Annotated in this window: 11 protein-coding genes and 3 tRNA genes; 11 read left to right on the plus strand and 3 right to left on the minus strand. The window is 36.7% G+C overall.

The window, feature by feature from the left end:
• Window positions 1–234 precede the first annotated feature (234 nt).
• Window positions 235–1,614, plus strand: a complete 1,380-nt coding sequence (locus QWT87_RS07615) for a tetratricopeptide repeat protein (RefSeq protein WP_302715374.1) — start codon at window positions 235–237, stop codon at window positions 1,612–1,614.
• 49 nt (window positions 1,615–1,663) lie between these two features.
• Here QWT87_RS07615 and QWT87_RS07620 read toward each other — a convergent pair whose 3' ends face one another.
• From QWT87_RS07620 to QWT87_RS07630, 3 genes are read right to left on the minus strand one after another with little or no spacing between them, the layout of a single operon-like run.
• The gene (locus QWT87_RS07620; RefSeq protein WP_302715377.1) at window positions 1,664–2,554 is read right to left on the minus strand and encodes a DMT family transporter; all 891 of its coding nucleotides are present in this window, start codon (window positions 2,552–2,554) and stop codon (window positions 1,664–1,666) included.
• The gene (aat, locus tag QWT87_RS07625; protein WP_302715379.1) at window positions 2,541–3,194 is read right to left on the minus strand and encodes a leucyl/phenylalanyl-tRNA--protein transferase; all 654 of its coding nucleotides are present in this window, start codon (window positions 3,192–3,194) and stop codon (window positions 2,541–2,543) included. Before aat ends, QWT87_RS07620 begins: the two co-directional genes overlap by 14 nt.
• A 59-nt stretch (window positions 3,195–3,253) precedes the next feature.
• On the minus strand, window positions 3,254–3,631 hold the full coding sequence (locus tag QWT87_RS07630; protein ID WP_076391131.1) for a DUF3127 domain-containing protein: 378 nt from the start codon (window positions 3,629–3,631) through the stop codon (window positions 3,254–3,256).
• Between the two features lie 191 nt (window positions 3,632–3,822).
• On the opposite strand from QWT87_RS07630, the gene QWT87_RS07635 reads away from it, so the two are divergent.
• The 10 genes from QWT87_RS07635 to QWT87_RS07680 all read left to right on the plus strand — a co-directional run bounded on the left by QWT87_RS07635 (window position 3,823) and on the right by QWT87_RS07680 (window position 14,890).
• A tRNA-Leu gene (locus QWT87_RS07635) sits at window positions 3,823–3,904 on the plus strand.
• A gap of 6 nt (window positions 3,905–3,910) precedes the next feature.
• Window positions 3,911–3,986 (plus strand) — tRNA-Gly (locus QWT87_RS07640).
• A 5-nt stretch (window positions 3,987–3,991) separates the two neighbouring features.
• A tRNA-Leu gene (locus tag QWT87_RS07645) sits at window positions 3,992–4,075 on the plus strand.
• 520 nt (window positions 4,076–4,595) lie between these two features.
• A complete protein-coding gene (locus QWT87_RS07650; RefSeq protein ID WP_302715382.1) occupies window positions 4,596–6,110 on the plus strand; it encodes a retron St85 family RNA-directed DNA polymerase in 1,515 nt (504 codons plus the stop codon).
• Between the two features lie 46 nt (window positions 6,111–6,156).
• Window positions 6,157–9,489: a WGR domain-containing protein gene (locus QWT87_RS07655; protein ID WP_302715384.1), complete on the plus strand. Its 3,333-nt coding sequence runs from the start codon at window positions 6,157–6,159 to the stop codon at window positions 9,487–9,489.
• Between the two features lie 3 nt (window positions 9,490–9,492).
• Window positions 9,493–11,130 carry an SWIM zinc finger family protein gene (locus QWT87_RS07660; protein ID WP_302715386.1) on the plus strand — a complete coding sequence of 546 codons (1,638 nt, stop codon included), beginning with the start codon at window positions 9,493–9,495 and terminating at the stop codon, window positions 11,128–11,130.
• A 110-nt stretch (window positions 11,131–11,240) separates the two neighbouring features.
• Window positions 11,241–11,948 (plus strand): response regulator transcription factor, encoded by a 708-nt coding sequence (locus tag QWT87_RS07665; protein ID WP_302715388.1) that lies wholly within the window; start codon window positions 11,241–11,243, stop codon window positions 11,946–11,948.
• Between the two features lie 2 nt (window positions 11,949–11,950).
• On the plus strand, window positions 11,951–13,360 hold the full coding sequence (locus tag QWT87_RS07670; protein ID WP_087707028.1) for a sensor histidine kinase: 1,410 nt from the start codon (window positions 11,951–11,953) through the stop codon (window positions 13,358–13,360).
• Between the two features lie 164 nt (window positions 13,361–13,524).
• Window positions 13,525–14,019, plus strand: a complete 495-nt coding sequence (locus QWT87_RS07675) for a hypothetical protein (RefSeq protein WP_087707026.1) — start codon at window positions 13,525–13,527, stop codon at window positions 14,017–14,019.
• Window positions 14,020–14,047: 28 nt separating this feature from the next.
• On the plus strand, window positions 14,048–14,890 hold the full coding sequence (locus tag QWT87_RS07680) for a YoaK family protein (RefSeq protein WP_185207525.1): 843 nt from the start codon (window positions 14,048–14,050) through the stop codon (window positions 14,888–14,890).
• Window positions 14,891–15,109: the final 219 nt, after the last annotated feature.

The raw sequence follows: 15,109 nt of genomic DNA on the forward strand, positions 1-15,109 counted from the left end.
AGCGTTCATCATTATGTTAAATTAACAATAACTCCTCCTTTTTTATCCACAATTCTTTGATGATAATGATCTTTTTACTATCTTTCAGATAGAAATTTACGAAAATAAATGTCAAAAAAATTTCGCAACTTTGCATACATTTTGAATCATAAATTTCAGAAGTAATATTAATTTAAAAAAGTTTGTCGAGGTTTGTAAGCATATTCAGACATTGGCCGACGAAGGATGTGAGTATTGGAAGAGTATTTTGGAAATGAACTTGTGAAGAAGTTCGAAGAAATGATGGAAAATAATGATGAATTCTACTTTGATACAGAAGAATTGGAAGACATTATTGTTTATTACCTGGAGCTGGGAGACTTTAATTACGCCGATATGGCGGTGAATTATGGTTTGAAGCTTCATCCCAATTCTTTGGACATTAAGATTAAAAAACTTGAAGTTCTTTTAGAATGGGAAGATTATAATGCGGCGAAAGACCTTATCGATGAGCTGAAAGGTTCTTCAATGGAAAACACAGACTTTTTGGTATGCTACGCAAAGTATTATTCGAATTTAGGAAATCCTAAAAAATCCATAGAAATTTGTAAAAAAGCACTGGAGCTGAAGGAAGAAGAAAATTTTCTTCACAACTTTATTGCAGACGAATATGTAAATTTAGGAGACCCTTTTAACGCTCTTAAACATTACAGAAAAGCACTGAAAGAAGATCCTACGGATGAATATTCGCTGGAAAATTGTATGGTGTGCTTTGCAGATCTTAATAAGAGCGAGGAGGCAATTGCCTTTCTGAATGAATATCTGGACGAGTTTGCCTATTCTGAAGTAGCGTGGTTGGAATACGGACAGTTCTATTTCAATAGGAAAAATTACGAAGAAGCGATAAAAGGATACGATTATTTATTGGCGATCAATTCCAACTCTGTAGGAGTTTATGCCAATAAAGCGGCTTGTTATGAAGCTTTAGGACAGTATAAAAGAGCAATCGAAGTCTATGAAGAAATGCTGGAACTGGAATATACCAAAGCGTTTACCTTCTATAAAATTGGGCTGTGTTATAAAGCTCTGAAGCAGCCTATCGTTGCCTTAAACTTTTTCCAGAAATCCTTAAGAGAAGATCCGCAGTTCTATCTTGCTATGATGGAGCAGTCGTATCTTTACGAAGAGATGGGCGGAATGACGGAAGCATTGCATTTTGCAAGAGAAGCGACTTATCTAAACGAAAATAACCTTGATTATCAGAAAAGATTGGCTTTTCTCTTTATCGATTCCGGAAAGTTTGAAGAAAGCCTTTCCTGCCTGAAAAAGCTGGTGGATGTAGAACCTTCAAGATTTTACAACTGGTACGCTTACTCGGAAGTTTTAATGCTTTTGGGAGAATATGAAGAAGCGATTATCGTTTTAAAAGAAGCTTTAAAATCGCATAACAGAGCCGAATTGTATTATCAGCTCAGCAACTGTTATTTCAACCTTAAAGATCAGGAAAAAGGCGTTGAATCCCTTCATAATGCATTAGAACTTGATCCTTCATTAGTAACGGATATGCAGAAAAAATATCCTTTCATTAAGGATGAGGTTAAAAAAGTAAAGGCAAAAGTTAAAAAGAAAAATTAGTCATTTGATTTTCCAATGACACAATAAAAATCCTGCAGAAATGCAGGATTTATTTTTTAATTATATTAGATTTTGTCCTTAAAAAGATGAGTCCGGCAATAATAATACTTGCCCCCAAAAACTGTAAAACCGAAAGCTTTTCACCATCCAGAATTCCCCAGATAATTGCAACAATAGGCATCAGTAAAGTTACCGTTGATGCAAATAATGGCGTTGAAACTTTTAACAGACGGTAATTCATCATCATAGCCAATCCGGTTCCGAAAATAGATAGAAGACTTACAAAAAAAAGTCCGGTCAGATTGCTTTCATCAAAACTGAAAGTCGAGAAAAATCCGGTAAAAGTTAAAGCAATTAAGGAAGGAAAAAATAAAACAAAGCCAAACACAAAAGCCGATAAAACGGTAGAAGAAACATCCATAAGCTTGGATTTTACCGTTGTTGTACTTAAAGCATAGCAAAAAGTAGCAAGCAGAAGCAGCAAAATAGGAATCAGTTTAAATTTTCCGCCTTCTCCGTCTCCGCCAAAAGCCAGTAGACAAACTCCGCTGAAACTTATTAAAGTCCCGATAAGCTGTTTCTTTGTTGTTTCAAACTTCCAGATCAGAGCGCCCACAATAATCACGAAAATCGGCATCATAGAATTGATAATTCCCGCAATACTGCTGCTTACTTCTGTCTCTGCAATCGGAAACAGAAACATCGGAAAAAAATTCCCCGTAAAAGCAGCTAAAATCAGCCATTTTAAATGCTTCTTGGGAAAAAGTTTGTATTTTGAAATTGCAACAGGCATCAGAATAATTCCTGCGATTAAAACCCGTAAAGCTCCCACCTGATAAGGACTGAAATGCTCCAGAGATTTTTTGATCAGAATAAATGAGGATCCCCAAATGATACTGAGTACAACCAGAAGAATCCATTTTTCTTTATCTGCGTTCATTATTTTCGTATAAAATTTTTAAAAAATCCTTTTTGGGAATCATTCTTGCTCCCAGACTTTCAAGATGGTCTGTGTGAGACTGGCAATCGATAAGTTCAAGACTGTTTTGATGTTTTTCGGCAAAACAAATAAATCCGGCTTTGGAAGCGTTACTCACTTTGGCAAACATGCTTTCGCCGCAGAAAACATTCCCAATCTGTAAACCATAAAAACCACCAACCAATTCTTCATCCTGCCATACTTCAATGCTTTTTGCCAGTCCGTAATCATGAAGTTTGATGAAAACGTTCATCAACTCGTCCGAAAGCCACGTTCCGGTCTGTCCTTTCCTGCTAATTTCCTGACAGTTTCTGATAACCTCTCTGAAATTTTTGTTTTCCGAAAAAGTAAAAATATTCCTGTTGAGAATTTTTCTCATCGACTTTGAAACCTTAATCTCTTTCGGAAACAATACAAATCTTGGATCAGGACACCACCAGAGAATTTCCTCATCGGGATTATACCATGGAAAAATTCCCAGCTGATAAGCAAACCATACCCTGTCTATTGAAAGATCTCCTCCAAAAGCAATAACACCTTCGTGCCCGTCATAAACCTTCGGATCGGGAAATGAAATTTCGTTTTCGTCTAATCGAACCATTTTCAAAAAAAATCCCACTTGATAAAGCAGGATTTGTATTTTCAGTGTTATCTATTGTATTAGAAAGGAAGATCGTCATCTTCATCATCTGCAAAAGGGTTCTCGTTGGAAACCGGAGAAGCAGACTGCGATGGCGCAGCTTGTGTAGGTTCTGAAGCGTTATCGAATACTTTTTCTACTCTCCATCCAGTAATGGAATTGAAGTATTTTGTTTCGCCTTGTGGAGAAACCCATTCTCTTCCTCTGATGTTGATTCCTACTTTCACATTCTCTCCTTCTCTTAAATTATCCAATAAACTGATCTTATCAGACAAAAATTCTATGTTTATCGGCTGTGGATACTGCTCCTGCGTCAGAATCACCATTTCTCTCTTTTGGAAACCGCTCGCAAAAGTCTGAGCATCAAATATTTTCTTTACCGTTCCTTGTAATTCCATATCATATTAATTAACGCTGTAAAAGTAAGAAAATCAATCGTAATAAAGGCTACGCGAAAAAAAAAATGTAAAAATTTTAATTTTTTTTCCTGAAAAGTTTGGAGGTAAAAGAATTTATCCTATCTTTGCACCACTGAAAACGACAAAACGAAACAAGTTCTTTTAAAAAATAAGTTTTCATCATAATCAACGCGGATGTGGTGTAATTGGTAGCCACGCCAGACTTAGGATCTGGTGCCGAGAGGCGTGGGGGTTCGAGTCCCTTCATCCGCACAGTATGCGAAAATAGCTCAGCTGGTAGAGCACAACCTTGCCAAGGTTGGGGTCGCGGGTTCGAATCCCGTTTTTCGCTCCACGCCTGCCCTGGTGGTGGAACTGGTAGACACGCAGGACTTAAAATCCTGTGCCTCTTTTGGCGTGCGGGTTCAAGTCCCGCCTGGGGTACTAAAACCCTCTGTAATTAATTTTACGGAGGGTTTTTATTTTTTATCAGTTTTATTCTTAAAACTTTAAACAATACATGAAATTGATTTTCTGTGATTCTGAAAATTATTTTTCATTTTCTAAAAAGTAACTTTCCATTCTTCAATTTTTTATTAATTACGCTTAAATCTAATATTTAAGATGCAGTTGAGATTTCTAGGGAAAATAAAATAATGCAGATAATATTTGGTGAAACTGTAATTTTTAATATATTTGAAAAAGATAGATCCTTGCTTTCTTTTTTAAGAAAAGATGATGTTTCGTCATCACTGTAAAATTGCTTAGCTTACGGCACTACATACTATCTTTAATGGGGAAAATGGTACTAGTGGGTACCTTTTCAGTTCATTTTCCGGGAAAATAAAGGTACCCACTAGTACCATTTTCTGGGAGTTGATAGATATAGTCCTTGGAAAATACGAAGGTTTATCCAAACAAGCCCTATAAACGATAGGGCTTTTTATTTATAAAAAACACAACCATGTCACAAAACCTAAGCAGGCAACAAATTTATGACCGTATAAAAGCTTCTTCCAAAGACAGCTATATTTTAGAAGAAATGAAAAGGCTTGGTTTCTGGCAGGAAACTTCTACGCCTTCCTTGCCGGAGCAGCTTATCCAAAAAGAGGTCGTTTTACAAAAAGAACTGCAGGAATTACTTGCGAAAGACCGAAAATACGGCAATCAGGAAGCAATGCTTCGCGAAATGCGCAAAAAGCGGATGCAGGAAGCAAAAGCTAAAAGGGAAGTAACCAGGCAGAAAAACGAAAAAAAACGTCAGGAAAAAGCAGATCGCTGGAAAGAATTGCAGCAGGAGCAGATTATTTATCTGGGCGAAAATGTTTCCAAAGGGCTTCATCAAATGCAGTCTGATACGGAAAAACTGCATCAGTTTTCACTTCCCGTTTTCGAAAATATATTAGATTTTAGCCAGAAATCGGGATTTAGTCTTTCCCAGATCAGATATCTTGCTTTTAACAGAAACGTTTCGGAAAAATCACACTACCATATTTTTGAAGTTTCAAAAAAATCGGGCGGGAAGAGAAAAATATCAGCTCCAAAACCAAAGCTCAAATTATTTCAGCAATGGATTTTAGAAAATATTTTAAACAGAATCTCAGTAGGAGAGGTTGTTCATGGGTTTACGCCTAACAAATCAATTGTTACCAATGCAGAACCCCATCTTGGGAAAGATATTGTGATTAATATTGATCTGCAGGATTTTTTTCCTTCAATAAGTTATAAACGGGTAAAAGGTCTGTTTTCAAAATTCGGATATTCTGAACAATTATCTACTGTTTTTGCATTGATCTGCACACAGGCTCACACAGAAGAAGTTTTGCTGGATGGGGTTAAATATTTTGTTCACAAAGGAGAGCGGTTTTTACCGCAAGGTTCCCCCGCAAGTCCGGCAATCAGCAATAGTATTGCCTATAAATTAGATAAAAGATTACAGGGGCTTGCTAAAAAATTCGGATTTGCGTACACGCGTTATGCGGATGATCTTACTTTTTCTGCTGATCGTGATTCAGAACAGAATATTAACAGGCTTTTATACTTTGTAAAGAAGATTATTAAAGATGAAAATTTCACGATTCATCCGGATAAACTTCACATTATGAGACGGAAGCATCAGCAAAAAGTAACAGGAATTGTAGTTAACGAAAAGCTGAATGTGGAACGGACAAAGCTCAGAAAATTCAGGGCATTGCTGCATAATATTGAAATCAATGGATGGCAAAACCAAACGTGGGGAAAAGCGTATCATCTTATTAATGCTATTGAAGGATATATTAATTTCGTTAATATGGTAAATCCTTCCAAGGCATCAGTTTTTAAAGAAAAATTAAAAACAATTGTAGCAAAACACGGAGTGCCTTTTGTTGAAGTTCAAAAAGTGATCCCAGACGGGATAGAATTGGCTGAAGTTTTAGAACCGGAACAAGATGCGGTTACACCAAAAGAGGAAAAAACAGATTGGTGGAATATCTTTTAATCTGAACCGAAACACATAAATATCAACATCTTAATTCATAAGATAGATGAAAATCATTAAACAGACCAAACTTTTTTTCCACGAAGGAAAATCAGATAAAGTTTACGAAATAGACCTTTGTGAAGTAAATCCCGATGCCTTCATCGTCAATTTCCGTTACGGAAGACGCGGTGCAGCATTGAAGGAAGGCAGCAAAACGCCCACTTTTGTTTCCAGAGAAAAAGCAGAAAATATTTTTGACCAGCTCGAAAAAGAAAAAAGAAATAAAGGCTATCAGTCTGAAATCGAAGTTTTTGTAGAGCTTCCTTCATTGGATGCACTGAATATGAATTCAGCAGAAGGTGTTATTTTAAAACGTCTGGAAGATGCGACACAAGGAATTAATTCTTTTAAAACCGAATGGAAAACTTCGCGGGTTATCTGGAAAGCCGCTCAGATGAAAATCAACGAAGCCGTTCCTTATATATTAAAACTGGCAACAAAAGGCAGCGAAATGCAATTGTATGCTGCTGTTTTTGCCATCAGAACCTTAAAAATTACTCAGGCTTCGGAACTTCTTTACAGTATTGCGCGCAGTTCCAGACACAAAAAGTACATCAGAAATGTTGCTTTTGATGCGCTTTTAGCAATAAGTGACACTTCCGGCTTGGAAAAAATTGTTTCAGAATTACTGGAGAGTCTGCCCTCTGAAATAAAAGATTTTATTGATCAGGGAAATTATGATGATCTAAAACAGTATTATTTCGAAAAATTTAAGAAAAAAGAGAAAACGGACGAGCTGGTTTATCTTTATCTTTTATCAAAAGCGTATCCTTCTTTGGTTCGGATGATAGAAGAAATAATATGGAAAATTCCCTTCGCATCGCCGTATTTCAGAAATATTCGTGCAATTTATAAATTAGCCCGTTTTCGGGATGATGCCCAGATTTTAGGAATGCTTTCCTATTTATTTGAAAAAAAATCTCCGATGTTCAAAAGAACAGCCAGTCTGAATAAAGAAGCATGGAATCAGAACCAGTATTTTTATCAGATCGGAACTTCTGTGAATGTAAGAAAAGAGCTTTCCGGGGAAGAAAGCAGAATTGCATTTTCAAATTTCACCAAGCTTTATTTTCAGAAAAACAGTTTTTATTATTTGAAAGAACTGGGAGAGCAGAACAAAGGAAGAGAATATCTGAGATTTGCTGTTAATGCTCTTATCCAATATACCGATGACAGTTATCTTCCGGCTCGCAAAAGCCCTTTAAGTCATTATGGAACTTATAACTGGAAGGAACGAAGATATTATTATACCGTTGTAGAATCTCCGGAATGTTACCGTTCTCCGCTTCTTACAATCATACTTTTCGGAAGAGATAAGAATCGCAAAATGGATTCAAATCTTGAATTCTACATCAAAAAAGAAGAATTCTGGAGCACGGAATATTATTATCAGGCAAATAAGATCAACAAAGTGGAGCAGGAAAATTCAGCAACATCTGAAACCACTTCAGATAACAAACAGTCGGGATCTTTACATCAGATAATCAATACATTTAAAAATATTTTTGGCTCAAATAAAGAAAAGCCGACACCTTTCCCTCAAAAACAGGAAGAATCTGTTATAAAATCTGAGGAAAACCCGGAAAGACTGGAGCTTTATCCTGAGTTTTGGGATGAAATGCCCGAAGCTTACCTGCAGCTTCTGATGCAGGCAAAGATGGATCTGGTAATGAAATTTGCATACGAAAACGTTTCTGTTCACTCTAAATACAGAGATTTGCTGCAAAAAATAGATCCTGAAATGATGGTCTCGCTGCTTAATAAATCTTCTGAATATCCTCAGAAATTAGCCTTGGAAGTATTATCTGAAAAACAGGAGGAACTGAAAAGAAACGAAAGTTTTGTCGCAAAACTGTTGGTGTGTGAGACCGAAGAAGCAAGAAATTGGGCAAAAACAGCAATCGATAATAATACAGGATATTTTCTGGCTTCCACAGATTTTATGATGCATTTAATCATGAATTCACGAAAAGAATCTAATGAATTTATCAATAATCTGCTTCAGAGTGCATCTTTATCCGAAGAAAGACAGAAAACACTGCTTGGAAAAGTAATTATAGAGCTGCTTTCTATGGAAAATAGCGATAACAATAATGCTGTCGCAGAATCTGCAACGAAAAAGCTTAAAATAACCGCTTTTGATAATTTTTCCGAGATCAGTTGGGAAATTGTTGCCCAGTTATTGACTTCTCCTTTAAATAACAACAGGTTTCTGGCAAGTGAAATCCTGCTTTCGAAGTCTGAAAAATATTCTGTAACGGAAATTCCTGTTTCAATTATTGAACTATTGCTGAATAACACCAACGAATCCATCAGACAAAACGGAATCAGTCTTTTAGAACAGTACCCGAAAGAAGAAATCGCAAGAAACTGGCAGGAAATTCTCCCCCTGCTTTCTTCTGAATATAAAGAAGTTGTGGAATGTATTTTTTCACAAAACGACCGACTGGATTCTAAGTCTGAAGCTCAGATGGAAACGTTTGAAAAGCTGTTTGATCTTCTGATGAAAGAACAGAGATTTGAAAATTCTCATCAGTTGTTTAGAGAGTATCTGGAAAAAACAGCATCAATATATATTAATAAAATTCCGGTAAAATGGATTCTCAGATTACTGTTTGCGGACAGCGTGAAAAATCAGCTTTTTAGCTTCGAACTTCTTAAAAAAATAGAAGACAATAGTAAATTCACCTTAAAACAAGTCATTGCTCTTGCCAATCATGAATTTTTAGCCGTAAGACAATGGGCTTGGAATTTTTATAAAAAGAATGTTGAAAGAATAAAATCCGACCGTAATCATGCGCTTGGCATTTTGGATGCAAAATGGGACGACAGCCGCGAATTTGCCTTTCATTTCTTCAGCACTGAATTTACAGACGAAGACTGGGATACAGATTGCTTGGTAGGAATTGCAGATTCTGTACGTTCTGATGTAGAAAATTTCGGTAAAAACCTTATCATGAAATTTTTCAGAAAAGAACACGGATTGGAGTACCTTACAAAACTCAGTCAACATCCAAGCCAGAATATGCAGCTTTTTGTAACCTCTTATCTTGAAGAATATGCAAGTGATAACCCGGAAAAGATTAAAGAGCTGGAGTTTTACTTCCGATCTGTGCTTTCAAGGGTTAATAAATCCCGTACAGCCAAAAACAGGATTTTGGATTTTCTGGAAAAAGAAGGGCGAAAGAATAATGAATCTGCCGAAACCGTAAGCAAAATTCTGGACGATTTGTCGGCAACCAGTGCTGTTCAGGATAAAGCAAAATGCATTGACGTCATTTCCGAACTGAAAATGATTTATCCTCAGCTTAATGTTCATCTTCAATTAATCTCTTAAGCCATGTTATTCGATTATAAATTTCACAAAGATACTGCCGTTACCAATTCCGCAACGAGCACACAAATGAGCTTTTCGCCGGATCTGCAGAGAGATCCCACATTTTTTGTAGGAAAGCTGAATAAAAAGATCCCTTTTCGGGAAGCCATCTCTGCACTGCATGATGTGGTGGTTTCTGATCTTCGTTTTAAACCTAAAGACAGGGCAGAATACAAAGAATGGGTTACCGAGCAGGAAAAGCTCTGGCTGAGCGATTATATGGCTGAATTTCAGGTGGAAGAGATCCGGAAGAGAATGGCAGAGGTAAGAGGAGAACTGGATTTGGTATATAAAGAAAAGAACAGAGTTTTAGGTCCTTTCAATACAGCCAAAAAAGCTTATTTTGATTATCTGTACCAAAAAGACAAAGACGCGTGGTTTGTTCTGGATCCTGTTATCACGGTTCATCCCGACGAAGTTTTCTTTGAATGTTTCAGCCAGGACGAATCCACTTACGGAAAATTAAGCAGCAGTTATAATGTTTTCACAGAGATTAACGAGTTTAAATGTGGAACCACTAATATTGATTATTCGGCTGCACTTTATAATGAATTCCAAAAAATAAGAGATTATAAAGATACGGAATTTAAAATTGATCCTTCAGGTTTTGAGGCACTTACCACCAATGAAGAAGTGTACAAAGAAGAGAAGATAGATTTGCCGGATTCCTGGGTCAGAGGATTTTTACAGGTAAGTTCAGCCATGACTTTACCCGTAACGACTTTTGATCTTCATCCGATGGATATTTTCAGTATCTGTCAGTTTTTAAGAAGATTTAAAGAAAAAAAAGGACCGAGAGCATTGCGTTTTATCCTTGAACCCGGAAAACCTGTTCAGGCGGTTTTCGAACCGTGGTACGAAACTCTAACATTTCACCGTTCAGTTTATACGGGATCAGAAAGCAAAACTATCAGGATTTGGGGAAGAAGAAGATTGCTGATTCTGGAAAGATTAATCCCGATTGCTAAAAATTTCAGAGTGGTTTTATTAGGAAACGGATTGCCCTCGTTTTATATTGCAGATTTGGGAGATATGGCTTTCACATTGGGACTTTCCGGATGGACGACAAATGACTGGAGCAGAGCCGGGAATTTTGATCTTATGGCTCCCAGAGGAAATGTGGATCTGCTTACTCAGGAAAAAGTTTTTAATACATTAAAAGAAACCTGGTTTGGAACTCCCGCCGAACTTTCAAAAAAATTAAATCTCGATACGGCAACAATTTCTTCTTCGCTTACATCTTATACACAGGCAGGAAGAGTGATTTATGATCTTAATCTCGGATTATACAGGGTTCGTGAGCTCACTCAGGAGCCTTTGGATATGAAACAGTTGCGGTTCTCCAGTCCGCAGGAAGAAAGAGCTAACCAACTGATCGCAGAAGATAAAGTAAAAATAAATTACAGCGCTGAAAATGATATTCTTAAAATTCAGGGAACCATTCAGGAAAGCTATGTAACCTATCAGGCGGAAGCTTTTATTGATAAAGACCAACGATTGACCGACGGAAACTGCCAGTGCGGTTTTTACAGGGCAAACGGATTGAGACAGGGACCGTGTGAACATATTCTGGCTTCAAGAATGATGATTAACAGAAAATAATAGAGCATAATTTTTTTTAAAATTTGATAAAGGAGGATTTTTTATTTTTAAATTTCCTCCTTTATTCATGTCCCATCTTTTCCCTATTTTTGTCTAATTCCAAATTTCAAATGAAAAGAATAATCCTTATCGAAGATGAAACCAGTGTGGTGTCCTTTATCAAAAAAGGGCTGCAGGAAAGCGGATATGAAGTTTCTGTGGCTTTTGACGGTAAAACCGGCGTTCAATTGGTGCAGTCGAATGATTTTGATCTGGTGATCCTCGATATTATGCTGCCGGAAATGAATGGGCTGGATGTCTGCAAAGAAATCCGAAAAACCAATCAGAATGTTCCGATTCTCTTCTTAACCGCTTTAGGAACTTCCGAGAACATTGTTTTGGGCTTGGAAAGCGGAGGTGATGATTATCTGGTAAAACCGTTTAAATTCATAGAACTTGTCGCAAGGATCAAATCTTTACTGAGAAGGAGCAATAGCGGAAATCAGCATGAAAGTGTTGAAGATGAAGAAGATAATGAATATGTGTATCAGTTTTCAGATTTGGTTTTAAATGATTATACCAAAAAAGTGACGCGTGCGGGCGAAGAAATTTCACTTACTTCCACAGAATACAAGCTGCTTTTGTACTTTTTAAACAATCCTGAAAAAGTAATTTCACGAACAGAAGTTTTAGAAGCGGTTTGGGGCGTGAATTATGAACTGGGAACCAATGTTGTAGATGTTTATGTGAATTATTTGCGTAAGAAGCTTGATAATCAGGAAGATAATAAGCTGATTCATACGGTGATAGGAATGGGATATGTTCTGAAAAAATCTTAAGAATGTTTAATAAAGTTGTCACAAATCAGACCAAAACGATGGTGCTTCTGATGTTGGTTTTTACCGCCATCATATTGTTGTTCAGTGGATTGGTGTATTTTTCAATTGTCAACTTTTCTCATCAGAGATTTTACGAGCTGCTGAAAATTCGTACCACCACCATTATTCAGATCGAAAAAGGCAAAGACAATCTGGATCTTCCGGAAAATTACATTCTGAACGGATTAAACGATGAAGAGCTTCCGATGGAGCGGGATTATGTTTTTGCAATTCCGGCAGATTCAAACTTTAAGAAAATTTCGGATGAGGTTCATATTCCCGACTATTTTTTTAAAAGCATTGTAAAAAAAGGCGAGGCGAATTTTAATGACAAGGAGTTTTACTACATCGGGCAGACTTTTAAGCATGATGATAAAAATTATATTGCCATCGCATCCGCCAAAAACCATTATGTGGTTTACTATCTCGGGTTTTTAAAAAGAACCCTCATTACCTGTATCGTTCTTTCGCTCTTTTTCAGTATGATCTTTTCTTTTTATTTATCGAAAACGTTATTTAAGCCCATCCTTAAAATTACAGGAAAAGTAAAGGAAATCAGCTCAGAAAATCTTCATTTGCGTCTGGAACCACAACCCGATAATAAGGAATTAAACGAACTCATCGACACTTTCAACGGAATGTTGAACCGCATCGAAACTTCTTTTGAAACCCAGAATCACCTGATCGGAAATGTTTCCCACGAGCTGAGAACGCCGTTAACATCAATTATGGGTGAAGCAGATGTTGCACTTTCGATTTCCAGAACCAATGAAGAGTATAAAGAAACTTTGGGAATCATTCTGAACGAAGCCGAAAAATTAGACAAAAAAATCAAGGCTTTGCTGATGATCGCACAGACTGGATTTGACGGCAAAATCCAGAAAATGGATAAAGTGCGGATCGATCAGTTGCTTTGGGATGTAATTGAAACCCTCCGAAGGATAGATTCAAGAAATAATATCTATCTCGATATCAGTATGTTGCCCGACAATCCTAAAAAACTGAAAGTTCAGGGAAATGAACAGTTACTGCATCTTGCGGTTGCCAATATTATTCAGAATGGCTGTAAATATTCTAATTTTCAGCAGGTTAAAGTTTCTTTGGGAGCTACGGATTCGGATGTCTACATTATTGTAAAAGATAGCGGCATCGGAATTCCAGGACAGGAAATGAATAAAATTTACGATCCTTTCTTCAGGGCTTCCAACACCAAAAATTACGAAGGTTACGGAATCGGACTTCCGTTGGCAAGAAATATCGTGAGAATACATCGTGGAGAACTAATCGTAAGCTCGCACGAAAATCAGGGAACGACCGTTCAGTTGCGTTTCCCGAATTTCTACAGTATGCAGACAGACGGAAAAGAGATCTAATATAATCATCGTTAATTTTTAAACTGTTAATTCTTTTTAACAGATTCTAATCGTATTTTAATCTCTTTAATCACATTTTAATTCCGTTCCAAAGACGTTCTAATTTGGTCGTTTTAGTTTTGTATCATCAAAAAAGAATAAATACAAATCTAAATCTCATTAATATGAACAAGACGATTTTAATAGCCACCGATTATTCTCTTGAATCTTTGAACATTCTGAAAAAAGTAATGAGAGAAAAAGATGCTTCGGAAGACCAGAATCAATATAACATTCTTTTGGTTTCGGGGTATGATATGGGAGATTCCATCAGAGATCTTCTTTTTAATACAAAAAGTACCATTTTCAATAAAATCAGACCGCAGGAATTCTGCGATGCGTATGAAATTATCAGGAATAAATATCCTCACCTGATCAATAAGATTGTGTGCGATATTTTCACGGGAAGTTTCCAGAGAACATTCAATAATTATGTGAAAGCGGAAAATATTGAAGAAGCATACTATTCTCCTTCTATTAAAAGCAAAGGAAATGGTAAGTTCGATCTTATTCCTTACATCAAAAAATGTAAAGACCTGAAATCTCAGGAAATTTCGGTTGAAGTTCGCAAAAGCCTTCCGGAAAAAGGAAGACTGGCGGAAATCTTTGTGGAAGCTTAACACTAAAGAACTTTAAAAATTTAGAAAAATGCTAAGGAATTATAGTAACAGCAGAACGTTGGGAGACAACATCAGACTGGGAACGCTGACTGCCTTTACGGCAGGTACTATAAACATTGCTTCTCTGTTGATATTTCTCTCTTTTACCTCCAATGTAACGGGACATTATGCTATTCTTGCGGCAGAAATCAGTAAAGCAAACTGGTCACAGGTTGCGGTGGTGGGAATGTGGATCTTCCTGTTCTTTTTCGGGGGATTTGTGTCGAATTTTATTGTGATCACATTCAATCAGAAAAGTAAATATTTCGCCCATGCAATGCCATTGGTTCTTGAGATCGCGTGTTTATTGTTTGTGGGAATCTACGGACAGTTTTATTACCGGAAAACGCTGGAAGAAACAGAATATCTGGTGGCTTTAATGCTATTCGCAACGGGTCTGCAGAATGGTTTAACTGCGAGTATTTCTAATTTCTCGGTAAAAACTACCCACCTTACAGGAACGACCACCGATCTTGGGATTTTATTCTCCATGTTTACGCAGAAAAAATTCAGAAAGAACGGCGAACTGGTCGGAAGAGCAAAACTGCTGATGAGTATCATGATTTCCTATGTTTTGGGTGCGGTTTTTTCAGGGTTAACCTATTATTATCTTGAATTCAGAGTTTTTTATGTAATCAGTCTGTGTTTGCTGGTCGTAATCGGGTACGATGCGTACAAAATTCATATCAGACATTTCAATACGAAATACCGGTACAGCAGAATTTATAAGAAACCGAATCTGATGGCATATTTTTATGATAAAATCCACGGAATTCCGGTGATTAAAGAACAGAAAAGAGACAAGAAAAGGAAGCTTGTATTTGATGAATGAAATGGGCAGAAGCTTAGCATAAAAGATCAAAATTCTTGATAAGATTCTGAATACTTTTTGTAAAGCTTTGCCTGAATAAACAGACAATGTTAAATAAGAGATATAAATATCAGTATTAATTTTGTGTAAACTAGCTGTGAATCAATCCTCTAATTGTATAACGCAATTGGGGGATTGTGTTTTTATGAAAACACCGATAACGAGACATTTTGTCTGAAT

It is taken from the genome of Chryseobacterium urinae (assembly GCF_030518295.1).
Lineage (GTDB): Bacteria > Bacteroidota > Bacteroidia > Flavobacteriales > Weeksellaceae > Chryseobacterium > Chryseobacterium mucoviscidosis.